The sequence below is a fragment of the Shewanella sp. SM101 genome, from assembly GCF_025654465.1.
Classification (GTDB): domain Bacteria; phylum Pseudomonadota; class Gammaproteobacteria; order Enterobacterales; family Shewanellaceae; genus Shewanella; species Shewanella oncorhynchi.
Map to the genome: position 1 here is coordinate 97,452 of NZ_JAKKRH010000006.1, position 25,909 is coordinate 123,360.

The 25,909-nt window shown below is 45.7% G+C and carries 21 protein-coding genes; 6 read left to right on the forward strand and 15 right to left on the reverse strand.

The window, feature by feature from the left end; translation table 11 throughout:
* Window positions 1-10: 10 nt before the first annotated feature.
* From L5M38_RS05045 to L5M38_RS05100, 12 genes are all read right to left on the reverse strand, one after another.
* Window positions 11-1,057, reverse strand: coding sequence for an FAD:protein FMN transferase (locus L5M38_RS05045; protein WP_131523870.1), 1,047 nt, complete (start codon window positions 1,055-1,057; stop codon window positions 11-13).
* A gap of 98 nt (window positions 1,058-1,155) precedes the next feature.
* Entirely contained in the window at window positions 1,156-2,412 is a 1,257-nt protein-coding gene (gene nqrF, locus L5M38_RS05050) for an NADH:ubiquinone reductase (Na(+)-transporting) subunit F (RefSeq protein ID WP_028761565.1), read from the reverse strand.
* Window positions 2,413-2,458: 46 nt separating this feature from the next.
* Complete coding sequence (gene nqrE / locus L5M38_RS05055; protein WP_006080469.1) at window positions 2,459-3,067, reverse strand: NADH:ubiquinone reductase (Na(+)-transporting) subunit E; 609 nt, start codon at window positions 3,065-3,067, stop codon at window positions 2,459-2,461.
* A gap of 5 nt (window positions 3,068-3,072) precedes the next feature.
* Entirely contained in the window at window positions 3,073-3,705 is a 633-nt protein-coding gene (locus tag L5M38_RS05060; protein WP_006080467.1) for an NADH:ubiquinone reductase (Na(+)-transporting) subunit D, read from the reverse strand.
* Window positions 3,705-4,493 (reverse strand): Na(+)-translocating NADH-quinone reductase subunit C, encoded by a 789-nt coding sequence (locus tag L5M38_RS05065; RefSeq protein ID WP_028761566.1) that lies wholly within the window; start codon window positions 4,491-4,493, stop codon window positions 3,705-3,707. The genes L5M38_RS05060 and L5M38_RS05065 overlap by 1 nt, the downstream gene beginning before the upstream one ends.
* Window positions 4,486-5,685, reverse strand: a complete 1,200-nt coding sequence (locus L5M38_RS05070; protein WP_105250021.1) for an NADH:ubiquinone reductase (Na(+)-transporting) subunit B — start codon at window positions 5,683-5,685, stop codon at window positions 4,486-4,488. The genes L5M38_RS05065 and L5M38_RS05070 overlap by 8 nt, the downstream gene beginning before the upstream one ends.
* Window positions 5,685-7,019, reverse strand: coding sequence for a Na(+)-translocating NADH-quinone reductase subunit A (locus L5M38_RS05075; protein WP_028761568.1), 1,335 nt, complete (start codon window positions 7,017-7,019; stop codon window positions 5,685-5,687). Before L5M38_RS05075 ends, L5M38_RS05070 begins: the two co-directional genes overlap by 1 nt.
* Before the next feature lie 401 nt (window positions 7,020-7,420).
* Complete coding sequence (locus L5M38_RS05080; protein WP_263178489.1) at window positions 7,421-9,475, reverse strand: TonB-dependent receptor domain-containing protein; 2,055 nt, start codon at window positions 9,473-9,475, stop codon at window positions 7,421-7,423.
* A gap of 164 nt (window positions 9,476-9,639) precedes the next feature.
* Window positions 9,640-10,149 (reverse strand): S-ribosylhomocysteine lyase, encoded by a 510-nt coding sequence (gene luxS, locus L5M38_RS05085; RefSeq protein ID WP_028761570.1) that lies wholly within the window; start codon window positions 10,147-10,149, stop codon window positions 9,640-9,642.
* A 167-nt stretch (window positions 10,150-10,316) separates the two neighbouring features.
* Window positions 10,317-11,435: a TRAP transporter substrate-binding protein gene (locus L5M38_RS05090; protein WP_263178490.1), complete on the reverse strand. Its 1,119-nt coding sequence runs from the start codon at window positions 11,433-11,435 to the stop codon at window positions 10,317-10,319.
* Window positions 11,436-11,688: 253 nt separating this feature from the next.
* Complete coding sequence (locus L5M38_RS05095) at window positions 11,689-12,009, reverse strand: BolA family protein (protein WP_028761572.1); 321 nt, start codon at window positions 12,007-12,009, stop codon at window positions 11,689-11,691.
* A gap of 152 nt (window positions 12,010-12,161) precedes the next feature.
* Entirely contained in the window at window positions 12,162-12,776 is a 615-nt protein-coding gene (locus L5M38_RS05100; protein ID WP_263178491.1) for an alpha-ketoglutarate-dependent dioxygenase AlkB family protein, read from the reverse strand.
* A gap of 83 nt (window positions 12,777-12,859) precedes the next feature.
* On the opposite strand from L5M38_RS05100, the gene L5M38_RS05105 reads away from it, so the two are divergent.
* Window positions 12,860-13,996, forward strand: a complete 1,137-nt coding sequence (locus L5M38_RS05105; protein WP_113939937.1) for a methyltransferase — start codon at window positions 12,860-12,862, stop codon at window positions 13,994-13,996.
* Window positions 13,997-14,208: 212 nt separating this feature from the next.
* Complete coding sequence (locus L5M38_RS05110) at window positions 14,209-17,439, forward strand: DUF2339 domain-containing protein (RefSeq protein ID WP_263178492.1); 3,231 nt, start codon at window positions 14,209-14,211, stop codon at window positions 17,437-17,439.
* 132 nt (window positions 17,440-17,571) lie between these two features.
* Here the strand turns inward: L5M38_RS05110 and L5M38_RS05115 are convergent, their stop codons facing one another.
* Complete coding sequence (locus L5M38_RS05115; RefSeq protein ID WP_131523875.1) at window positions 17,572-18,870, reverse strand: O-acetylhomoserine aminocarboxypropyltransferase/cysteine synthase family protein; 1,299 nt, start codon at window positions 18,868-18,870, stop codon at window positions 17,572-17,574.
* A gap of 123 nt (window positions 18,871-18,993) precedes the next feature.
* Window positions 18,994-20,433, reverse strand: a complete 1,440-nt coding sequence (locus L5M38_RS05120; RefSeq protein ID WP_263178493.1) for a PLP-dependent aminotransferase family protein — start codon at window positions 20,431-20,433, stop codon at window positions 18,994-18,996.
* 158 nt (window positions 20,434-20,591) lie between these two features.
* On the opposite strand from L5M38_RS05120, the gene L5M38_RS05125 reads away from it, so the two are divergent.
* The 4 genes from L5M38_RS05125 (at window position 20,592) to L5M38_RS05140 (ending at window position 24,257) form a co-directional block, all read left to right on the forward strand.
* A complete protein-coding gene (locus L5M38_RS05125; RefSeq protein ID WP_263178494.1) occupies window positions 20,592-21,926 on the forward strand; it encodes a cytochrome ubiquinol oxidase subunit I in 1,335 nt (444 codons plus the stop codon).
* 60 nt (window positions 21,927-21,986) lie between these two features.
* On the forward strand, window positions 21,987-22,994 hold the full coding sequence (cydB, locus tag L5M38_RS05130; protein ID WP_219250316.1) for a cytochrome d ubiquinol oxidase subunit II: 1,008 nt from the start codon (window positions 21,987-21,989) through the stop codon (window positions 22,992-22,994).
* A 101-nt stretch (window positions 22,995-23,095) separates the two neighbouring features.
* Complete coding sequence (locus L5M38_RS05135) at window positions 23,096-23,230, forward strand: DUF2474 domain-containing protein (protein WP_105250029.1); 135 nt, start codon at window positions 23,096-23,098, stop codon at window positions 23,228-23,230.
* Between the two features lie 622 nt (window positions 23,231-23,852).
* Window positions 23,853-24,257, forward strand: a complete 405-nt coding sequence (locus tag L5M38_RS05140) for a GreA/GreB family elongation factor (RefSeq protein ID WP_219250317.1) — start codon at window positions 23,853-23,855, stop codon at window positions 24,255-24,257.
* A gap of 775 nt (window positions 24,258-25,032) precedes the next feature.
* Here L5M38_RS05140 and L5M38_RS05145 read toward each other — a convergent pair.
* Window positions 25,033-25,809 carry an AraC family transcriptional regulator gene (locus tag L5M38_RS05145; protein WP_028759458.1) on the reverse strand — a complete coding sequence of 259 codons (777 nt, stop codon included), beginning with the start codon at window positions 25,807-25,809 and terminating at the stop codon, window positions 25,033-25,035.
* Window positions 25,810-25,909 lie beyond the last annotated feature (100 nt).

The following is a 25,909-nucleotide window of genomic DNA, read 5'->3' on the forward strand; positions in this document are numbered from 1 at the left end:
ACTCCAAAAACTAAATAAGGAAAGGCTTGAAGGCGTCGCTGTAATAGACCTTAAATCCGTCGCCTTGCTTTTCGATTAGCATTATCGCCAAGTGTTCCTTCTTGGCAAGCTCCAATGATGCTTCTGTGCCCAAAACCATCATGGCCGTCGCAAAACCGTCGGCCGTCATACAATTTTGATGCAATACAGTCACGGATGCTAACTTATGATTTATCGGCAAACCAGTACGCGGATCGATTATATGCGTAAAACGTTGGCCGTCTTCTTCATAATAATTACGATAGTCACCAGAGGTCGCCATCGCCATAGTACCAGGTGCAATAACCTGCTGTACGGCTTCAGAGCCATCATTGGTCGGTTGCTCTATAGCAACACGCCAAGAGCTTCCATCACCTTTGGCACCTTTGATACTCAGTTCGCCACCGATTTCAACTAAATACCCTGTCGCGTGGTATTTATCAAGAATGGAAGCGATCTTATCAACCCCAAATCCCTTCGCGATTGATGATAAATCTACATATAAATGGGTGTTGTGCTTACTTAGACGGTTGCCTTCAATGGAAAGTTCACTAATCCCTGTTTTGGCTTTAGCCGCATCAATATCAGCCTGTGTCGGAACTTTAGTTGGACGCTTATCAGGTCCAAACCCCCACAGATTAACTAAAGGACCTAAGGTAATATCAAGTGCCTTATCCGTCACTTGATATAAACGTATTCCCTCTTGCACCACTTTTATGGTATCCGGTGAGACTTCAACGCTTTGCTCCAATGGCAATTGGTTGAAACGGGATAATTCTGAATTAGGCCGATAGGTCGACATCTGGTCATTGACTAGCTCAAGGGCTAAATCAATTTCCGCTTGAAGTAACTGCGCCGTCGGCATCTGCTCATTCGGAACGACTTTAATGTGATAAGTCGTGCCCATAGTGCTGCCGGCCAACGAAATGACTTCGTTTTGCTTTGAACAGGCTGAAACAAAAAAGGCCAGTCCCACGAGGACTAGCCAGTTAAATGAATGCTTTAGTGCTGAGGTATTGATCTTTAAGGTCTGAAACATAGTGACCTACTACTCTTATTTGGGCCCTTAAATGCAAAAGTTGCAGATGAAAGGTTAACCTCAACATCTGCAACTTTTCTATCTAGGACTAATGAACATTAGCCGCCGAAGTCATCCAACAGGATGTTTTCGTCTTCGACACCAAGATTTTTCAACATACCAATGACGGCAGCGTTCATCATTGGAGGTCCACACATGTAGAACTCACAATCTTCTGGAGCATCATGGTTTTTCAGATAGTTTTCATACAATACGTTATGAATAAAACCTGTGTAACCATCCCAGTTGTCCTCTGGTTGAGGATCTGAAAGTGCCACATGCCATACGAAGTTATCATTCTCAGCCGCTAGGCCGTCGAAATCTTCTACGTAGAACATTTCACGCTTAGAACGTGCACCGTACCAGAAGCTCATCTTACGTTTAGACTGAAGACGCTTCAGTTGATCGAAGATATGTGAACGCATTGGCGCCATACCCGCACCACCGCCGATAAACACCATTTCTGCATCGGTATCTTTCGCGAAGAATTCACCGAATGGGCCAGAAATTGTCACTTTATCGCCAGCTTTTAAGCTCCAAATGTAAGATGACATCTTACCGCAAGGCAGAGTCAAGTTACGTGGTGGAGGCGTAGCAATACGCACGTTCAGCATAATAATGCCGAACTCTTCTGGGTAGTTAGCCATTGAGTATGCACGGATAGTTTCTTCATCAACCTTAGATTCAAGATTGAAGAAACCGAAGTGTTCCCAGTCGCCACGGTATTGTGCAGGCACATCAAAATCTGCATATTTAATATGATGAGCTGGTGCTTCGATTTGAATATAACCGCCAGCACGGAATGGTACAGACTCGCCATCAGGAATTTGCAGCTTCAGTTCTTTAATGAAAGTGGCTTTGTTATCGTTAGAGATAACTTCACATTCCCATTTCTTGATACCGAAGATTTCTTCGTCAAGCTCGATTTCCATATCGTTCTTAACGTTAACCTGACAAGAAAGACGACAACCTTTACGGGCATCACCTTTGCTGATGTGGTCAAGTTCCGTTGGCAAAATATCGCCGCCGCCAGACTTAATCACCACGCGACATTGGCCACATGAGCCACCGCCACCACACGCACTCGATACGAAGATACCGCTGTTAGCCAAAACGCCTAACAACTTACCGCCCGCACCGGTTGTAATCGCTTTTTCAGGATCGTCATTAATGCCGATCGTGATGTCACCACTAGCCACTAACTTAGACTTAGCGAATAAAATCACTAATACCAAGATGAGGACGATAGCAGTAAACATACTCACACCGAGGTAAACCTCGAGCGGAGTAGATTTAAAAATACCAAGAATATCCATTAACTTATCCTTAGAAGGTCCAATTCAAGAAGCCGTTATGTGTCTCTTACAGAGACACACCTGAAAACGACATGAAACCTAAGGCCATCAAACCAGCGGTGATAAAGGTAATCCCTAAACCACGTAGGCCGTTAGGCACGTCGGCATACTTCAGCTTCTCACGGATACCGGCCATCAATACGATAGCTAATGCCCAACCCACTCCTGAGCCGAAACCAAACACCACACTCTCGCCTAGCTTGTAGTCACGCTCAACCATGAATGATACCGCACCGAAAATCGCGCAGTTCACTGTGATCAAAGGTAAGAAAATACCTAATGCGTTGTACAAAGGTGGAAAGTACTTGTCCAGTGCCATTTCCAGAATTTGAACCAAAGCCGCAATCACACCGATAAAGGTAATGAATTTCAAGAAGCTTAAGTCAGCTTCAGGTGCGCCAGCCCAAGCAAGTGCACCAGGAGCTAGCAGCCCTTGATAGATAACTTGGTTTGCTGGGACAGAGATAGTTAACACTACAACTACCGCAATCCCTAGGCCCATGGCTGTAGTGACTTTCTTAGACACAGCCAAGAAAGTACACATACCTAGGAAGAAGGCCAGTGCCATGTTTTCAATGAAAACAGAGCGAATTAACAGGCTAATATAATGTTCCATCGCACTTACCCTTTTGCTTCAACTTGCTCTGGCTTATAGGTACGAATAATCCAAATCAAAACACCGATCAGGAAGAACGCACTCGGAGGCAGTAGTAGCAGACCGTTTGGTTGGTACCAGCCGCCATCAGAGATCTTGTGCAGGATTTCAACACCGAACAGAGAACCGTTACCAAACAGTTCACGTACGAAGCCAACAGCTAACAGAATCGCACCGTAACCTAAACCGTTACCGATACCATCCATAAAGCTCATCATTGGCGGTGTTTTCATCGCGTAAGCTTCGGCACGACCCATTACGATACAGTTCGTAATAATCAGACCGACGAATACCGACAGCTGCTTAGAGATCTGATAAGCATAAGCCTGCAGCAATTGGTCAACCACGATTACCAAAGAGGCAATAATGGTCATCTGTACGATAATACGCACACTGCTTGGAATATGATTACGGATCATTGAGATAAACAGGTTCGAAAACGCAGTTACCGCAGTTAACGCCAACGCCATTACCAGTGCAGTTTCGAGCTTGCTCGTTACCGCTAATGCACTACATACACCAAGTACTTGTAAAGCAATCGGGTTGTTGTTGACTATAGGTCCGGTCAGAACCTGTTTCAGTTCTTTAGCGTCAGACATTAGTTGAGACCTCCATTGCGTGCTTTTTCAATGAAACTCGCAAAACCTTCTTTACCCAACCAGAATGTCAGTGAATGTTGTACACCGTTACTCGTTAAGGTTGCGCCAGATAATGCATCTACACCGTACTCAGTGCTAGCAACAGTTGGGTTTTTCGTTACGCTGATAGCGAGTTTACCTTGCTCATCAAATAACTTTTTGCCATGCCATTTCGCTTTCCACTGAGCATTTTGCACTTCGCCACCTAAGCCCGGCGTTTCGCCGTGCTCGTAGTAGACTAAGCTTTGCACTGTGTTTAGGTCAGCATCCATAGCAAGGAAGGCATACATAGTAGACCATAGGCCATAACCATGGATTGGCAGAATGACACTGGTTAATTTACCTTGGCCGTCACGAACAAGATAAACCACAGCCTTATCAGCAACACGTTTCACTGAAGCGATGTCATTCTCAGGTACAAATGAGGTTTTCACATCACGAGACGCTTTACGTTGATCATAAGTGTCAGCATCAACACCCTCAACCCAAGCACCCGTTTTCAAATCGACCAGTTTAGCTTCGATGTGTTTGCCGTATGTATCCAGAATTTGCGCTTTGGTCACTTTGCCCGCTTTAGTATCGATAAGACCAGCGGCTTCCAGAATGTACTTTTGCTTATCAAGCAGTTTATTTTCTGCTTGAGTCGGTCTCAGTAACACTGCTGCAGTAGACACAAATATCGCACAAATTAGACACAGGCCAACGACGATAAATAAGGTTCTGCCGAACGAATCTTTATTACTAGCCACGGGCAATCCTCCGCTTGATATTTGCCTGAACCACGAAGTGGTCGAACAATGGCGCGAACAAGTTAGCAAACAAAATTGCCAACATCATGCCTTCAGGGAATGCAGGGTTAATCACGCGGATAAACACAGCCATTGCACCGATCAAGATACCGTATGCCCATTTAGCTTGGTTAGTAAATGACGCTGACACTGGGTCTGTCGCCATGAACATCATGCCAAACGCAAAACCACCTAACACTAAGTGCCAGTACCAAGGCATTGCAAACATTGGATTAGTGTCACTACCGACAACGTTAAGCAGCGTAGAAATGGCAATCATGCCCACCATTACACCGCCAACGATACGCCATGAAGCGATACGCGTGTAGATGATGACCAAACCACCTAACAGAATCGCTAATGTAGACACTTCACCCACTGAACCTGGAATGAAACCGAAGAACGCATCCCACCAGTTTTGGTTAATTGCGTAATCTAAAGTGCCAGACGCCGCTTGGCTCAGTGCAGTTGCACCTGAGTAACCGTCAGCCACAACCCATGAGGTATCACCTGACATATTCAACGGATAAGCGAAGAACAAGAAGGCACGACCCGCTAGTGCTGGGTTTAAGAAGTTACGCCCTGTACCACCGAACACTTCTTTCGCCACGACCACACCGAAGGTGATACCCAGCGCCACCATCCATAATGGGATAGTTGCTGGCAGCGTTAAAGCAAACAGGATAGAGGTAACGAAGAAACCTTCGTTGACTTCATGACCACGGATAGAGGCAAACAGCACTTCCCAGATACCACCGACGGCAAAGGTCACCGCGTAGATAGGTAGGAAGAAACAGGCGCCATACCACATCAGCGCAGGCCAGCCAGAGTTTGCCGTCAGTTCGGTACCGAACATGCTGAACAAGCTCACTTGCCATACGTCAGGAGTAGCAAAACCAGCCACTAAAGCTAATTGAGCTTGTAAACCTACGTTGTACATACCCACGAACATCGCGGGGAAAGCACAAGCCCAAACCGTAATCATCATACGTTTTAGGTCGAGGTTATCGCGAACATGGGTTTTGCCCTTGTTCACTTTACCTGGGGTATAAAAAATCGTGTATGCCGCTTCGAATAGGGCATAAAACTTTTCGTATTTACCGCCTTTTTCAAAGTCGGGTTCAATACGTTCGAAAAAATCTTTCAAGCTCATTAGCCTTCCCTCTCGATCGTATCTAGACAGTCACGCAGATATGAACCGTAGTCATACTTGCCTGGACATACGAACGTACACAGTGCGAGATCTTCTTCATCTAACTCTAACGCGCCTAACGTAGCAGCACCGTCAAAGTCACCTGAAATCAAGTCACGCAACAACATAGTAGGAAGAATGTCCAATGGCATTACACGCTCATAGTTACCAATTGGCACCATAGCGCGGTCTGAACCACCTGTACTGGTCGTCATGCTGAACAGACGAGAAGGAGCAAGATGTCCTAAGAATGCACGAGTGATAGAATATTTGTCTGAGCCTGGTAATACCCAGCCTAAAAATTCTTTCTCTGTACCTTCTTCTAACAGACTTACTTGAACATGGTAACGACCTAAATACCCTTGTGGGCCAACGGCTGTACGACCATTCAGAACAGAGCCTGAAATCAGACGAACATTGCCATCTAAGGCTTCACCTGCGGTTAATTCAGTCATGCTCGCGCCCACAACAGTGCGTACGAGTCTTGGCTTAGCCGCTTTAGGGCCTGCGATCGCAATAACACGTTCGGTATTGAGTTCACCCGTCGTAAATAGCTGACCAATTGCTATTACATCTTGGTAACCAATATGCCAAACGGTACGTTTTGCAGAGGCAGACAATAAGAAGTGAATGTGAGTACCGACTAATCCTGCAGGGTGCACACCAGCAAATTCTTCAACTTGGGCGTTTGCGGCAGGAATATCAGCGCCAGGCGCTTTACAAAGGTAAACTTTACCGTCAGTAAGTCTTGCTAAGACCTTAAGACCATTAGCAAAATCTTCTTTATGCTCACGGATCACCACAACGGGATCAGCGGCAAGAGGTTGAGTATCTATTGCGGTTACAAAAATACCAGCAGCAGAAGAGTCTACAGCAGGAACTTTGCTAAAAGGACGAGTACGCAAAGCAGTCCATAAACCTGATTCAATCAGATTGTCACGGACTAACTGCGAGTCGAGCGTATCAAGTGCAGTGGCATCATATTTAGCAAAGGCAACGCTGTCGTTTCCTTCCACTTCAATGACAACAGACTGCAGAACACGCTGGGCGCCCCGGTTAATGTCTAATATAGTACCACTGGCTAAAGCCGTATATTTAACGCCTAAATTCTTCTTATCTTCAAAAAGAACTTGGCCTTTTTGTACTTTATCGCCCACTTTGATCTTCATCGTTGGACGTAAGCCAATATACTCTTCACCCAAAGTAGCTACATGTTTAATGGCTGGGCCATTATGGATAACTTGCTCTGGTCCGCCTGCTATAGGCAGTTCCAATCCTTTCTTAATTGTAATCATATCCACAAGCACTACGTTTGAAGGAAAGACAATGCGCCGCGTTCCTGCTAAATACTTAGGTTTTAAACAAAACCTACTGCATTGAGCTAGCGCAGATTTATCACAGAAATGCGATCGCAATCACGCTGGTCGCGCGCATTTTACCCCAATTGACTTGGCATCGCCACGAAAATTATAGGTGATTTCAAACCTAAAATACGGATTGAAAAGAATCATGCGCTACGGCGTTCACCTTCCGACCTAGTGACTGATCAGAAAGAGAGAATATTACGGCCACTGGGTACTATAGCATTAATAATTAAAGATTTAATTTAGCAAAAAGTCGAAACGTCCACTAAACGCAGCCGAAATCGATCTTATTTGTTTCAATTGATTTAAATTCAAACAAAATAAAACTCAATTTAAAAGCGCCATTGATAACCTAAATAGCTAATACGTCCATTTCCCGATCGAATTCCGCTATTTGATGCTGTCGTAACTAATGACTCATCTAAGAGATTTTCTACCCTAAAATAAATCTCATGGTGGCGATCAAAATGATAATTCGCCGCTAAATCTACACGCCATTGTACTGCGATAGGCTGTAATTCAGCGCCAAATTGGCCCATTTCCCGCTCGGATTGATAAAAGACATTTGCATTCAATTCATATTCGGCATATTTCATTCCAGCACTAAAATGCAATTGCTGCTCAGGTAACCAAGCCACTCTATCACCAGCCACAACGCAACCTTGGATTTCGTTACAGCTATTGGTTTGATATTCCGAATTCGAATATTGATAATTTAAGACTAATGGTAACTGTACACTACCGATATCCCACTGGTAGCCAAGATTCAGCTCAACTCCTTTGGTCAGTACATCCACAACATTACCTTGAACCCACAAACGACTGTCGGCGCATTGGGTATACGCATCACAATTCACATGAAGATTTTCAAAATCTTGGACGTAGGTTTTGATATCAGCACTAAAATGCTCGCTGGCATATTGGGCGCTGACTTGATATTGCAGCGACACTTGCGCCTCTTGCTCAAGATTACCTGCACTCGCGGCGGTCCATGAGCGGCGAATATCCGTACTAAAGCGCCAATCTCCAGCATCATATAAAACACCGAGTTGTGGCATCCAATCGCTGTCGGAGAAATCAGCCGCATCCAGTCCTACATAAGCTAAATCGACCTTGCGATTGACGCTCACTTGTTCATAGGCAAGCGCGAGCTTTATCTGTAATTCGTCCCAATTAAACAAAGAATCGATTGCCGAAGTAAATGCTGTTGCATCGTCGGTATAGGCCAATAACGCATTTTGTGCATCACTCACTAAACTCAAGTCCTGCTGCCATAGACTCTGTTGATCGCCAAGGTGCATCTCGGCTTTATCCGTATGATAACGGGCACTATAGATAATTTGATGGGCACCATACTGATTCACTGATTCAGTTTGTGCCCCAAAGGAGCTGAAATCATTGTCTTGTTGTAAAGAAGCCAGTTCGACGCCATCGACTGTCGGCTGACGTTCAAATGCGGCCAATGCAGCAAGACTCTGGGCATCGAACATTTGCCCATCAAATTGATTGAGTTGGTTTAATTGCTGCGAATAGGACTGGTAGTAAAAGTCTGTGGTGACCTTATGCCCACTATTGAGCGTAACTTGGTGAGACAGTTGGTACTTATGATGTCGCCCCTGATGTTTATCCGCCGCAGTGGCCGAATACAAACTCATAGGATCTTGTTGCCAATCGGCCTGTGTTAATCCAAGTTGAGAGCGATAGCTATCATCATCGAGAAACTGGTAAGTAAACTCAGTCACCTGTGGACTTCTGGCACCGAGTAAACTCGCAGCATTGATTTTAAATAAGATGTCTGTCGTTTGATGGTCTGTGTCTTGACCATTGAGCAAGTGATCGGCGCCGCTATTATCTGCATAATTAACCGCGAGTATCATGCCATACTCTTTTTGCTTAACTCCCCAATTCATATCGACACTGTAGTCTGAATCGGTATTGCCCTCGAGAGTCGCCTTACTATTCTCGGTCTGCTCAGCAACAGGTAAGGTTTGATAACTCACCACCCCAAACGCACCTTGCCCACCGACAGCCATATTTGCCATCGGGGTGGCAGTAACACTCTGCTGCTGCAGCAGATTAGGTAAGAGTTGTAATTGCGGTGCAGAATACGGCGCAGGGGAGAAATACACTCTATCTTGTAATACCGCAATACCTTGAGTCGCACTGCGCATGCTGATGCTCGCGGGATTTCCACTCAGATCCGCAGGCAAAACCGTCAAAGCCGTCAATTGACCTAATGCTAAACGATTAGACGTTGAATGAAATGTGTCATTGAGCTTGTTCAATTCAAGCATTTGACTGTGAAGATCATCGGCGAACGTTGTGCTAGAACAGGCAAGAAATACAGAAATTGCACAAAGTGATACAGTGAAGTAACGACTAGGCATACCAAGCTCCCAAAAACTTTGTTAGCGTACGGTGTTTTTGTTATTAACTTGTAAAATAGCTGAATTTGAATGAAAAAAAAAGCGACTCTCGTCGCTTTCTCTTATTAACTTCAGGAAACTGAATTTACTAACGAAGCACTCTCATACTATAAGAGTGCGAACAATTACAGGTTACCTAGAATTTCATCGCTTAATTTTAGATCGTCATTACGATTAACACTTACGCCTGCCGCAATAATATTACGGGCGATATCTTGTGCTTGCTCTAATGAATGCATCTCATACGTACCACATTGGTATTCGTTCAGCTCAGGGATTTCAGACTGCTCAACCACTTTAAGCACATCTTCCATCGCGGCTAACCACGCATCGGCCACTTGGCGCTCTGTGGGTTCACCAATCAAACTCATATAAAAACCGGTACGACATCCCATTGGCGAAATATCAATGATCTCAACATCGCTGCCATTTAAATGGTCACGCATAAAACCCGCGAACAAATGCTCTAGAGTATGAATTCCGCGCTCACTGAGGATCTCTTTATTCGGTGCGCAAAAACGTAAATCAAATACAGTAATAGCATCGCCCTTTGGCGTGCTCATATGCTTAGCGATACGAACCGCAGGGGCATTCATCCGAGTATGGTCGACGGTAAAGCTATCAAGTAATGGCATAGGGATCTCCAAATTCTCAGGGCGACATCAACGCCACTGTAACTGTCTATTTATGGCTTGCAAGCATAACACCAAATGAATTACGCCGATAACAAGATAATCTAAGATGAAATCATCTCATATAAATCAGATGCTAATGTGACAGTTTGCAGTAAAAAAACCATCATTTAGTGTTGACGCTGTTGACTGTAAGCATCCTCAGATATTTTATGGTACTGGCGCACACCTTGCTCATACGTGTGGTAGGCATCGTACACCTTTCGCATTAAGGGATCTTGATTCGCTTGATCTTCAATCACTTGTTTGGAAATTTTCTCAAGCTCCAACAAGACGTTCGGTGGAAACGCTTTAAGCTCCACACCTTCGTCCTTCACTAAGGTTTCAAGGGCGGTCACGTTACGGGTCGTGTATTCATCGAGCATATCTTGGTTAATGGCTCTCGCAGCAACTCTGACTATGGCCTGTAAATCCTCAGGTAAACTCTCAAAGGCAGCGGTATTAATCAAGAATTCCATATTTGAACCTGGCTCATGCCAACCTGGATAATAATAATACTTAGCCACTTTATGTAAACCGAAGGCAAGATCATTCACTGGCCCTACCCATTCTGCGGCATCAATCGCCCCCGTTTGCAATGCACCATAAAGTTCATGCCCCGCCATGTTTACAGGTACAGCACCAACGCGTTTCAACACTTCACCACCTAAGCCCGGCATACGGACCTTCAATCCCTTAAAATCCGCAATAGTATTAATGGGTTTATTAAACCAGCCGCCCATCTGCATCCCTGTATTGCCTCCCGCGAAGGGGATAATCCCAAAGGGTTGATACACTTCAGTCCACAGCTCCATACCACCGCCATAGTGAAGCCAGCCATTCATTTCCTGTGCGGTCATACCAAAGGGGATCGATGAAAAAAACTGCGCTGCGGGCGCTTTTCCTCTCCAGTAGAAAGAAGCGGAGTGGGCCATTTGAATTTTACCCTGACTCACACCATCAAATACGGCAAAAGCGGGCATCAACTCACCCGCACCATAAACGCTAATCTTTAACCGACCGTTAGACATTTCATCGACTAAATGCGCAAAACGCTCAGGAGCCATGCCTAAACCGGGGAAGTTTTTCGGCCAAGAGGTTGCAAGACGCCATTCAATAGCAGGTAAAGCGTGGGGAACATCAGTTGCGGCATGGGAAGCGGCTACGCTTTGCGCATCACTGGAGACGGGGTTACAACCGCTCAGTCCCATCAGCAGCACTGAGATAAACAAACTCCCTAACTTACGCATTTTTAATAGTCTCCCTGATGTCAAACGAGCGCATGGATCCAACTGACATGGAAATGCACTCAGGATGGGTATCGACAATCACATCGCCCAACCTCTTAAAATAAAACATATTGTTAACACAGAAACTAAGGTAGGGAAACTAGAAACTAAGGTCGGCAAATCCAAAAACGGTCTTAAGTTGGCCTAAAACAAAAAGCCACTCTATGAAGAGTGGCCTTGAAATCTAAGCTAAACAGTCTTATTGAGCGATTAATTAACCGCGACAATTTGGCGTATTAGGTACTTGTGCATTCGCATCCCACTCATTTTGAGTGAAAGTGTGAATAGACAAAGCATGCACGCCATTGGCTAACTCATGGGCTAAGTGAGTGTTGACCAATCGATGACGGGCTAATAAACGTAAGCCATCAAACTGCTCGCTCACCAGCACAACTTTAAAGTGGGTTTCTGAATTCGGTGGTACATGGTGACGATTACTTTCGTTAATCACTTCTAAATGGGTCGGCGAAAAGCATTCGGTTAATTTCTGCGAAATAGTGTTAGCCACAGTGCCCTGCACATGAGTATTGGACATATTCGAGTCTCAGAATGGGGAAATCCAGTTGCCGCAGAGTACTGCTTCAAATTGAAAAGATCAAATTCACGCTTTCAATTTGTTGATGCCCTACCACTTTATATCCAGTCATATTTCGCAGTGCTTCACCATAGGCAGTTAGCGGGAGGCAATTAACCATGGAAATTAACGATAAGTTGTCTAAAGGTATAGTTCCAACGCGGCTCTTTTACTTTCAAACGTTTAGGCAAACTGTGTAACCAGTCACTTTGCATAGGCCAGTGCATGATCAGTAGATCGCCACTGTGCAAACTGATGCAGTACTTGGTTTGACTGTGCTTATGCTTAAGCACAAAATCCCGCGTGGCGCCTAAGGTAATAGAAGCAATATGACTCCCCTGAGCAATTTCAGGTTCATCATCACTGTGGGCGCCCATACAATCTTTACCATCGGCGTAGCGATTCACTAATACCCCATTGCTCTCCAAACCATAATCCCGCGCTAACTTATCCCTCAACTTGTGAGCATATTTAGGCCAAGGTAAGGCGCGAATAAACAGTCCTGAATATAAATAGTCGCAGCCCAAATCGCCAAACCACACTTGCTGGCGGGGAATTGCGTGAAACTGACCAAAGACTTGGATTTCGGGGCGGCTTAAGGGATAGGTCAGCGCTTCTTTCATTAGCGCCGCTTGCTGCTCAGCATTAAGATAACCCCGCACTAAGGTGATGGCCGGTTTAATTTGAGCCTCACCCTCTGTATCAAACCCTAACTTACCTTGCTGCATTGACGTCCTCCATGCGAGCCGTCGCACTGCGCCATGAAATCTGCGATAATCTGCGCCTTAAATTTATTGGCGCAGTGTGGCACATGACAACACAATTTTCAGTAGCGGGTGTTGAACTCGAACTCTTACGGTATCCAGCTCAGCAGGAATCTAATCTTCAAGCTTGGGATGCCGCCGATGAACACTTACTCAAAAGCCTTATTGAGTCAGAGCAAGCCGCCGTGCCAACCGCCATTATCAACGACAGTTTCGGCGCCTTAAGCTGCGGTTTATCTAAATTGCATCCAAGTTGGCCGCTATTTGTTGAAACCGATGCCAGAACCAGCTTTTTAGGCACAGAACAAAACCATGGCCGCAATCAGTTGCCAATGGATAATCTGCAATGGTTTACCAGCCGCGATACTTTGCCAGAAAACTTAGCCTTAGTATTGATGAAGTTGCCTAAGAACTTAAGCTACTTTGCCCACCAGCTTACGCGCCTGTCGCAAGTGTTACCCGCTGGTACTCGTGTATTAGTGGCCGCCAAAGCCAAATCGATTAATGGCGCCTTACTCGACATCTTTGCTAAGCATTTAGGCCCCGCAAGCGCCAGTTTAGCGTGGAAAAACACGCGAGTGATCACCTGTGTCAGTGATGGCAAATCAAGACCATTAGCCAAAGAAGTCACTTGGGCCGTACCCGAATATCAACTTGAGATCAGCAATTTAAGTAATGTGTTTGCCGCCAACAAACTCGATATTGGCGCACGCATCATGCTAGAGAATCTGCCCAAAGGGGATTTTAAGTCGATTGTTGATCTCGGCTGTGGCAATGGCGTGCTGGGGTTACGCACCGCCCAGTTATTCCCAGAGGCTGACATTCACTTTATCGATGATTCTGAAATGGCAGTCGCATCAGCCAAGGCAAACTGGGCACGCAACCAATTGCCCGCAGATAAAGGCCACTTCTATTGGGACGATTGCATGACGCATCTACCAGAAGAAGTCCAACCGGATCTGGTACTGTGTAACCCGCCGTTCCATCAAGGTGAAGCCATTACCGATCATATCGCTTGGCAGATGTTTTTAGATGCCCGCCGCCGCTTAAAAGAGGGGGGGATCTTACATATCGTCGGTAACCGTCATCTGGCTTACCATGTAAAATTACAGCGCTTATTTAAGAACTGCACCACAGTCGCCTCCAACGGTAAATTTGTGATCCTGCAGGCACAGAAAAAATAACCTCATCGAAATTGACACGTTAAATGAGAGCTAGCAATATCTGGCTCTTTTTTATACAGGGCTCTTTTTATGCTGAGCAATGACATGTTGGAAAAGTCGCAGTCGGAGATTTCCTAAAAATCAACAACAACTAGCCGAAAAATACACATACAAGTACACTTCTTGCCGACAAAGGTTTATGAGTTAAGCACTTAAACACTTAGGAATGAGATATGCCGTTAAAGGATGACGTTGCCCAACTAAAAGCTGAGCTGGCACAGTTACAATCGCTGCATTTATCGCAGCAATCTTCGCTCGGTCGTCAATTAGCAGAATTCTCCACTAAGCTCGAGACCTTAAGTCAGCAAATTGCGACTGAAGACGCAGCTGAAACCACTCTGAATATGGCAGCGAATGCTTCATCAATTGCATCTGTGCTCACCGCCGCCGATAACGCGCCTACATTAACCTATGCGGCACAAACACCAACCCTTGAGCCAGCTTCCGTAGAACCAGCCCCAGCAGAACCCAACCCATGGCAGCAAGGCCCTATACCAACAGAATCTTGGCAAGAAGACCCTTGGCAAAGAAAAACGAAAAATACCTCGACAGAACAAACCGCTAAAACCGAACACCCTATTCAAGCACAAAATCAACAGCTGAGTGATGAAGTCAAATTGCAGGCAAGCGTGCAAGCGGCGAGTCAATTTGATGAGTTGCTATCCCAAGGACTCGCGGCCGTCATGGCACCCTTTGCGGCAGTCAACGAGCAAGTCAAATCTTTCTACCATCATTATCAGGCTAAGGGATTAGGACCTGTCTTTTTAATGACTGTCGCAGGGATCATCACCCTGACCTTAGGCTTTGGTTATTTACTGCAATATTCAATCAACCATTGGTTTTCAGAACTTGGCAAAGCGCTACTCGGGTTTGCCAGCGCGAACGCTATCATAGCCGGCGGGATTTTTATTCGCCAAAAACGCGCGGGCATGGCGGATTTTGGCTCAGGTATTGTCGGACTCGGACTCATACTTAATTATCTCTGCGCGTACTTTATTGGGCCGTATTTTGAGTTAATACCCAATAGCGCGAGTTTTATCTTACTGTTATTGATCACTTTGGCGGGTTATGGCCTGTCGATGCGCTTAGATGCCAAAGTGATCGCCGTGATCGCCTTAGTCGGTGGCTCAACCGCGCCTATGATGCTGTTATCCCAAAGCTATGCGCCGCTATTGTATCTGCCTTATTTACTGCTTATTGGTGCAGGCGCCCTTGCCCAGAGTCGCAAACTTAAGTGGCCGCTGCTACTGGAAATCACCGCCCTGTTGCACATAGGCTGCATCGAAACTTTTAGCCATTTCATTGAATTGCCACTCAGCGACGTTGGCGGCGACAGTCTGCTCGCGCTTATCAGTATTAATGCGTTCTTTTATCTCTACGGCATCACAGGCCTACTATTTACCAAACCGTTTACCCATCAGGATGAAAAACATAATGCACTGAGCCATCGCATACTCGCCATGCCAATAGCATTGCTCGCCTTTGTGCTATTCGAATTAACGCAATTTACTGAGTTCGCAGGGGAAATCTTTGCGGTCAACGCGCTGATCTGTGCAGCCCTCTATTGGCAGCTAAAAAGCCGCTTAGAAAAAGCCCGCAGCGGCTTATTGTTAGTCTTTGCAGGAAGTTTTGCCGGATTCGCGGCGCTGTATTTACTCAGCCATGATTTCCTCGGCTTAGTCTTACTGCTCGAAGCCTTATTACTGCTATGGATTGGCACCAAGGAAGAGCTGGTTTCAGTGCGCGCCGAAGCCTATGTATTGCTGCTGATGGGATTAGGGCTCAATGTGTCTAGTGTACTGACGGGCATGAGCCTTTTAGAATCAAGCTTTATCGATGGGGCGCCAATTTCTCCCTTGTCAGCTTTTGGCTTTCCACTGTTAGCACAGGCCTTAAGTTGCGCCGCCTTAGTCTTAGTGATTCGGCTATTAACACTCCATCATGCATTGCTTTCGACCCTAGAAAGTCAGCTAAACAGAGTGTTAAAAGAGCTATTAAGCGGTTTTTATGTGGCGACAATTATCCTCGCGGCTTACCTTTTGAGCAGCGATTACTACCTCGCCATCTTGCCACTCGTCAGCCTATTACTGCTGTATTTGAGCGCAAAGGACAGACTCGTTGTGAGCGAGTTTGCTGCTTGGCTCTTACTATTGCCGCTGCTGTTTAAGGTTGTTGAAGGCATAATACTCACAGGCAGTTTTAGCTTTAGTGCCCAACCGCTTATGGCAAAACTGGCACGGTTTGAGTTATTTTCAGCCCTACTCTTGGCCCATTATTGGTATCGTCGCCACTATAAAGATGCCTTATTTGCCAAAGCCGCTTATACGATGCAAATCTTCTGCTATTTGCTGCTGCCGCTTATTCTGCTGCCCAAAGTCATCCGCAACCATTGGGAATATACCGCTATTGCACTCTGGCTGAGCACCTTTATGAGCCTAGGTTTAGCCTACTTTGTTAAACATAAGAGTTTGAACATAGAAGCCAAAATCCTCACTTGGCTAGCGGTTCTTATGACAGCCTCGCTATGCCTTATTCACGCTTGGCAAGGACTCGCGGCGCTAGCCGTTGGCGCCCTGTTTATGAGCTTCACCCTGCTCCGCTACCGCCAGTTACCCGAGACATGGCGCCCCTTGCTGCAACTACAATGGCAATTGAGCCCTTATTACTTTGCACTGGTAACGGCCGTGATCGTTTATGGCTTTAATCATTCTGAGCTAGTAGGAATAGCGATGACAGCATTAGCCTTAAGTGGTTATTTTGCATTGCTAATCCAAAGAGGTTTAAGCCTGAGAGGTTTAAGTCAGAGATCTGTAGGCCAAGCCTCATATAGCGCAAAATTCCCCCTCGCCGCCGAAATCCAAGCCGCAATAAAGGAAAGCTACCATCTCGCCTATGGTCTCACTTTAGGCTTAGCCCTGTTGCCCATCATGTTCCATTTTGAGCTAACACTCGGGCTTAATTGTGATAATGCCTCGTTCATGTTAATCGAGTTTTTATCACTGGCACTCCTAGCAAGGCTTATCTTGCAGCACGGTGCAGCAATACGCTTGCATAGACGCATCTTACCTTTACAAGGACTTAAGTGGGGTTGGCATCTGTTACTCGCCTTAAGTTACTTCATGTGGAGTTATAGCTTCGATAACATTATTGCCGCCCCACTCAGCGCGATTTTATTGGTTATCCATGGCAGTGTGTTGATGTTTATCAGCTTAAAACCACAAAATGCCGATATGATCCGCCTCGCTGCTGGGCTATTTACCTTATCGACGCTCAAGGTGCTATTACTGGATATGGCTTCATTCGAGCTAGTGCAAAAGGTGATTGCCTTTATGCTGATCGGGGTCATTTTGCTGACTGTTTCTTACTTCTATCAGAAGGCGAGAAATCGACTGCAGCAAGATTAACATCGTTTTTAAAGCACTAAAAAAGCTGCCATCAAATTGAATCGATGGCGGCTTTTTACTGTTAACGATTTAATAAAGCGATGAGGTATCGGCTATTTAATATGGACTATTCGATACGAGCTTCGATACGAGCTATTTGCTCGCCAGTGCCTTATCGAGCGCCTGCGCCACATCGTTAATGATGTCGTCGATATGCTCAATCCCAACCGAGATACGGATAAGATCCTCAGACACGCCCGCCCTTGCCAATTCATCGGCATCGAGCTGTCTGTGCGTAGTGCTCGCAGGGTGGCAGGCCAAGGATTTCGCATCCCCAATGTTCACTAAACGCAGGATCATCTGCAGTGCATCGATAAAACGTCCGCCAGCAAGCTTACCCTCTTCAGCTGTGGCCGCTTTAATCCCAAAGCTGATGATCCCAGAAGCTTTTCCGCCAGTGATCTTGTGGCAATTATCCTGATAAGGGCTGCTCGGCAAGGCACCGTAGTTCACCCAACTGACCGCCGGATGCAGCACCAGATATTCCGCTAATGCCAAGGCATTTGAGCAATGGCGCTCCATTCTAAGGCTTAAGGTTTCAAGGCCTTGCAACAGTAAAAATGCGCTGTGCGGTGACAGTGCGGCGCCGGTATTACGCAGCGGCACAACACGGCAGCGACCAATAAATGCCGCAGGACCAAAGGCTTCGGTGTAAACCACGCCGTGGTAGGAAGGATCGGCTTGGTTGAGTAAGGCAAATCTTTCCTTATTCGCCACCCAATCGAACTTGCCAGAATCGATAATCACGCCACCAATCGTCGTGCCATGGCCACCAATGTATTTAGTTAAAGAGTGAATAACGATATCGGCGCCATGCTCAAAGGGGCGACATAATACTGGCGTCGCGACCGTATTATCGACAATTAAAGGCACGCCATGTTTATGGGCAATCTCGGCTAAACGTTGTAAATCGACAATATTGCCGGCTGGATTACCAATCGATTCGCAGAACAAGGCTTTAGTTTTGTCATCGATCAGCTCATCGAGGCCTTCAAAATCATCGAAGGCCGCCATGCGCACTTCAACGCCTTGGCGCGGCAATGTATGGGCAAACAGATTATAAGTGCCGCCATAGAGCTGACTGGTGCTGACGATGTTATCGCCAACTTGAGTCAAAGCTTGAATCGCATAGGTAATCGCCGCCATACCTGATGCTACGGCCAGCGCACCTATGCCGCCTTCAATGGCCGCCAGACGTTGCTCTAGCACGCTAGTAGTAGGATTCATTATCCGAGTATAAATATTGCCAGCGACTTTTAAGTCAAATAAATCAGCACCATGCTGGGTATCATCGAAAGTATAAGAGGTCGTTTGATAGATAGGTACTGCGGCCGCCTTCGTGGTCGCTTCTGACTCATAACCATGGTGTAATGCCAGTGACTCTAATTTCATTTTCCCTTCCTTATCCGTAGCAGCCCAGTATTCAATCGACATTGAGAATTGCACAAGATTTGTGCATGTTCAACAAGCTAACAGATAGACATCTAGAAGTCTAAAAATTTTTAGCAACAGCCTTTAACTTCGGCGCAAATTGTTGCGGATAAGTTCGGCCAGCACCACGACCGCAGAGACTATCTCTGGCGAGCACTCGTATGAGGCATTCAAACGCATAAAATGGCGGAATTCGACCTGATTACTAAAGAGATTTCCGGGTGCAATACTGATCCCACGCTCAATCGCCTGATAATAAATTTGTGTAGCGTCCATGTGTGATGGCAGCGCTAACCAGAGAAAGTAGCCGCCCTGGGCGAAGTTGACCCCCACAGATTCGGGCAGATGCGCGCACAATAATTGATACATGGCCAATTTACGGCTGGCTAACTTTTTACGTAACTGTTTCAAATGCCGTTCATATTGCGCCGACTGAATAAAATCGGCGATGGCGAGCTGCATCGGCGCACTGGTCGATAACGTCGACATGACTTGTAAGCGTTGTAACTGCGGTGCATGGTATCCCGCCGCCACCCAGCCGACACGATAACCAGCAATCAAAGACTTAGAAAATGAGCCGCAGTGCAACACCCGTCCTTCGGTATCGAAGGCTTTTACTGGCCTTGGCGCGCTGGAATCGACATAGAGTTCTTGATAAACATCATCCTCAATCAGACTGACCTTATGCTCGTTTAGTAGCTGATAAAGCGCCTGTTTTTTAGCATCCGATAAACTGCAACCTAAGGGATTTTGATGTTGGCTCATCAACCAGCAGGCTTTCACTGGATAGGTATTTAACACTTCTGCCAACGCCTCGAGATCAATCCCCTGTTGTGGATCGGTAGCAACCGCAATCGCCCTGAGTTTAAGCCGTTCAATGGCTTGCATCGCGCCATAAAAGGTCGGTGATTCAATGACAACCCAATCACCCGCTTGAGTCAGCGTCGCTAAGCTCAAGTTGAGCGCCTCCATGGCACCCGAGGTAATGATGATTTCGTCGGGCGAAATGCTCATGCCCAATTTGGCATAACGTTGGGAGATAGCCTTACGCAGTCCCGCATTGCCTGGCGGTAAATTATCGGCGGCAAAAGAAGGTGACATGTGCCGAGTCACCTTAACTAAAGATCGCGCCAGTGCTTGTTGCGGGAATAAACTAGGATCGGGAAATCCTGAGCCAAAGGGCACTATATCCGCCTGCTTTGAAGCCTGCAGAACATTGAATACAAACTCATTAATATCCACGCTATCGGAAAGATAAATCGGCTTTTGTCGCTCGGGATAACGAAAGGCTTCTCCCTGCCGCGCGATTAATTCCGGCTTTGGCGCCACTAAATAGCCAGACTTAGCCTGCGCCGAGATCACGCCTTGGCTTTCCAATAACTGATAGGCATTGAGCACTGTCATCAGACTCAAACCCGAATCGGCCACAGTTTGGCGCAGCGACGGCAACTTGTCCCCCGCCTGCCAGACACCTTGGGCTATTCGTGTCTTTAATTCCTGCGCTAACTGCTCGTACTTCGTCATCTGTTATAGCCAAGTCAAGATATTCTGTGTCTGTTATAGCCAGCATATCCCATGGTCTAATAGCACACAAGCTTTCACCGTCAAGCCAATTTAGGGTTCAGTGAACGCGACTAGAACAATGCCTTTGTAACGAGAAATGCCTATCGCTCGAGGAAATTATGTTTGATTTTGATGCCACAGTACTCGCTAGGATCCAATTTGCTTTTACCATCTCTTTTCACATTATTTTCCCTGCCATCACTATCGGCCTCGCCACCTATCTAGCAGTATTAGAAGGCTTATGGCTGAAAACAGCGAATGAGGTTTACCAACAACTCTATCAATTTTGGTCGAAGATTTTTGCCATAAACTTTGGCATGGGCGTGGTCTCAGGCATAGTGATGGCCTATCAATTTGGTACCCATTGGAGTGCTTTTTCCGCCTTCGCGGGCAGCGTAACTGGGCCGCTACTCACCTATGAAGTCCTCACCGCCTTCTTCCTCGAAGCGGGTTTTCTGGGGGTCATGCTATTTGGTCAGCAGAAGGTAGGCAAAAACCTGCATTTCTTCGCCACTTGTATGGTCGCCACGGGCACGATTATCTCAACCTTCTGGATCTTAGCTTCAAACAGCTGGATGCAGACGCCCCAAGGTTTTGAAATTGTGAATAATCGCGTCATTCCTGTGGATTGGTTTCAGATAGTGTTTAACCCTTCATTTCCCTATCGTTTAGCCCATATGACAGTGGCGGCCTTTATTTCATCGGCTTTCTTTGTGGGCGCATCGGCGGCTTGGCACTTACTCAAAGGTAACGACACGCCCGCTATCCGCAAGATGTTGTCTATGGCTATGTGGATGGCGTTAATCGTCGCGCCGCTGCAAGCTGTGATTGGTGATTTCCATGGTTTAAATACCCTTGAATATCAACCTGTAAAAGTCGCGGCAATGGAAGGCCATTGGCGTAATGAGGGCGATAAAGCCACACCGCTTATCTTATTTGCGATTCCCGATATGGACGCAGAGAAAAACCACTTCAGTCTCGAAATTCCAGGGCTCGCGAGCCTGATCTTACAGCATGATTTAAGCAAACAAGTGCCAGCCTTGACTGAGTATCCCGCCGAGGACAGACCCAATGTGCTGTTAGTGTTTTGGAGTTTTAGGGTCATGGTCGGCTTAGGCTTATTGATGATTTTTGCTGGACTGTGGAGTGCTTATCTCAGGCGCAAAGGCAGCCTCTACAGCAACAAACACTTTCTGCGATTTGTATTGGTGCTCGGCCCCGCCGGATTGCTCGCCACACTGGCAGGCTGGTTCACTACCGAACTTGGCCGTCAACCTTGGGTGATCCAAGGGTTGATGCGTACTCAGGATGCCGTGTCTTCCCACAGCGTTACCCACCTGAGTATCAGCCTAGGGATTTTCATCGTCAGTTACTGCGGCATCTTCGGCGTGGGTTATCGCTATATGATGCGACTCATCCGCAAAGGGCCTGATATCGCGGCAACAAGCCATTAATTTTAAAGAAAATAAATCTAGGTTTACTTATTCAATCTTAAACATATTTAAGGGCTCACCATGGAATTCGATCTACCCTTGATTTGGTTCGGGATCATCATTTTTGCCACCTTAATGTATATCGTGATGGATGGCTTCGATCTCGGCATCGGCATACTGTTTCCCTTCATTCACGACGAGGACGACAGGGATATTATGGTTAATACCGTCGCCCCCGTTTGGGATGGAAACGAAACTTGGTTAGTGCTCGGCGGCGCTAGTCTGCTCGGTGCCTTTCCCCTCGCCTATGCCATAGTGCTCGAAGCACTAACCATACCGCTGCTCATCATGCTGCTGGCATTGATTTTTCGCGGCGTGGCATTTGAGTTTAGATTTAAGTCGGGTGCAGAAGCTAAACCATTCTGGGATAAAGCGTTTATGTTCGGTTCTATCACGGCCACCTTTTCACAGGGCGTAGTGCTGGGGGCGTTTATCTCCGGCATTTCGGTGAGTAACCAACAATTTAGCGGCGGTAGTTTCGATTGGTTAACGCCCTTCTCACTTTTCTGTGGATTTGGCCTTATGCTGGCCTATGCTCTGCTCGGCGCGACTTGGCTGGTGAAAAAATGCCAAGGCGAGCTTAAAACGGCCATGCAACAACTCGGTAGAGCACTGACCTTATGCCTGCTTATGACCATAGGTTTAGTCAGTTTATGGACGCCTTTTGTGCAACCCAATATTGCCCTGCGCTGGTTTAGTTTACCGAATTTATTCTACTTCGCCCCAGTGCCAATACTGGTATTAGCCTGCAGTTGGGCCTTGATAAAATCCCTAAATCGTGATGATAACTATCAGCCATTTCTACTCACTCTAGGGCTGATTTTCTTAGGATTTAGTGGCTTAGGGATCAGCATCTGGCCGCACATTATTCCACCCAACATCAGCCTTTGGCAGGCAGCAGCCCCCGACAGCAGTCTAAGCTTTATGCTCGTCGGCGCCCTGATGATCATCCCGCTGATTTTGGTTTATACCTTTTGGAGCTACTACGTGTTCCGCGGCAAAGTAACCAAGGATGCAGGCTATCACTAGCCATGACTCAGGTAAAAGAGGCTTCCCAAAACGCGACTGAAGCCAACTTGGCTTAGGTCGCTGATTCACCTTAGATGACTTTACATATGCAGGAGATCAACATGACGACCCAAACGAAATCCCTCGCCTATCGACTCGGCTGGTTAGTGCTGATTTGGTGTACAAGCGTAAGCTGTCTGTTCCTCGTCTCTATGTGTATCAAAATACTTTTAAAAGGTGCGGGCTTAACAACCTAAGTAAATATTGACTTTAGAAGCTTATATTAAGGCTTAATTCAGTTAGTGCCCATAGCATCTAGCGACAATGCACTAGAACATTCAATGGTTGAATTAATTTGGCTTTCAGTTCCGCCAAATTAACAAGTGCTCAGTTTACTTTACGAGTGCTAGCATTAAATTGACGAAGACTAGCCCCAATGTAGCAAAGTTAAAACTATGTTAAATCCAGCTTTACTGTTATCAGTATATTCAGCAAGATTAGCTTAGTTAGGCTTGCTTTATATTTTTACTTGACCTATGGTATCAGCCAAGCAATTACTTATTTAGTTAATGGCGAGATTTAGTTAACAGCAAGGCCGATATACTAAATCGATATACAAAAATAAATAATCAATCGAATATCAACTTTTGACTGGAGATGTAACACTATGTTTAGCACTGCATTTTCATCACTATTTTCCCATGTGTTAGCTAACACATCTAGTTCAGTAAGCTCAATCCGCCTCTCGCTCAAATTCCCAGTCTAAGCCGAGCGTCACTCGCGCTCGGCAGAATTATAACTTCTTGTGAAATAAGCACAGAGTAATACTCATTTTAATTTCTATGCTTATATTTTAAATTTGTTATTTCAGAGGCGGCAATGGCATATTCTTTTTTTAGTGGTCTTTTCCATAATTTTATTCTAAAAACTGAAACCTATTATTTACAAAACAGTTTTAATGCCTCTCTACGCCCAACGGCTTTGGCAGGCGTGATTAGTAAGCTTGAGCAGCTAAAGCATGATACGACGAGTGATAAAGTGACTGTGGGACGGGAAATTCACTTAGTTAATCTGCAGGATCAGCAAGAGTACCAAATTGAACTCGTGTATCCACCAAGGCATAAACCCAGTGCAAGACGTTTCTCTGTCATATCAGATTTAGGTGTCAGCTTACTTGGGTTATCAAAGGGCGAACTGGCAGAGGTGAGCATTTTAGGCAAACCAGTTCTGTTTATGATTAAAGATGTCAGTTTAACGAAAAAACAACCTAAAAAGTCTGTATAGAAAAAATCATTTGGGCATACTTTTTGTAAATGGCTATTGAGTATTGCTACTTGATAAAATTTCATAAATTTTAAAGATATGATTATTAGATTGTAAGCATTTTAAAATAAAGCATGTTCAATTCAGTGGCAACATGCTTTGAACTCGCTATTAGCGGCGGCTTATAGCGGCATTTTCAACATAATATAATAAGAGGGAATGTTATTTTGAAGTCATTAACTGGCCGCGATATTTATTAAAGAGACACTTTAGATAAGTTTAACACTGCAATTAACGACTCTTTGCAACTATTTACGTATAAGTCATGGCAGCGCTTTAGAGTAAAACAGCAAAGGGGTTAAGAGGTTTAGCACGGCGCCTCAATCGTTAAATTTATTTTTATACTCTTTATAAATAAACCGTCTCAATTAAAGCCTGAAATAAAAAATTGAGCCCAACTATCGAAACCGATTTGCGGCGCGGGTTCGGATAGTAACCTTCACTTTGGAGTTTATATCTATGAGTAAAGAAAAAAACAAAAAACCGCCAATGAAAACCTTAAAAGAGAAGCGTCAAGATAAACGGAACCGCCAAAAGGCTTCCGACTAACTTATCTAACTCTGTAAAAAACCTTAAATCCTCTCTTTAAATAGGCCGAAAATAGGGTGTTAATACTTTAGCACCCTATCTTATTTCACAGTTTTCCCCCAATATTTTTAGTGCATCATCTAGCGCGACTTTCGCATAGGATCTCATTATCTCGCCTTTATTAAGCCTTGCTCCATCAGCCACTCAATCACAATCGGCGGCGATACTGCTCAGGTGAGCACTGAGCATATTTTTTAAACATCACGATATAAGGCGAAGTTTGGTTATAGCCGAGCGTCAATGCCACTTCTTTGATCGCAAGTCCCTGACGTAATAGTTGTAAGGAATAGATAAACTTATGCCTTTGTCTTAGCTCAGTAAAACTCATCCCCAGAACCTCTTGGCAGCGACGAGCTAAAGTACGCTCTGTGGTATGTAATTCACTGGCCCAAGATTTAAAGGTTTTCGAACTCGCAGGGTCGGCTTCAAGTGCCAGCAACAACGGCTGTAACAGTTTATCTGAAACGGTGGGCAAAAATTGCGGTAGAGCTTTACCCAAGGTCAGCTGATCGAGCAAAACCTCAACCAGTCGCTTATCCGCCGCAGTTTCTGCCACAGTGACTTGCCGTTCTCGCAGATCGTTAACGATCGATTGGGCAATGGATGTTACGGCTAAAAGACAAGTCTCTATGGGAAAAGCCGCAGCTCGCTCGGCAACTATATTCATCGAGCAATAATGAATACTGCGCCGAGTGTAACTTTCATGTTCTATCCCCGCAGGAACCCAAATCGCATATTGTGACGGCGATAAAAACCGTTGCCCTGCAGCATGTAACTCCATAATTCCACCGCTGATTAACTGCAGTTGCCCCCAAACATGTTGATGTTTTGGCGTTACCGTATTTGGTAGGAAAGCTTCATAGTTGAAGAAGATATCTGCAGCAGGCTCTTGCTCTGCCGTGAGCGGATGGTAAACCGTGCGCATTTTGATGCCCTCAAAGCTATGGTGGTCCAAAAACTCAAACAAAATCGCTAACCCAGATTACGCTTGTCCGTAGAGGAACTGACCTTGTCTGATAAGCGAT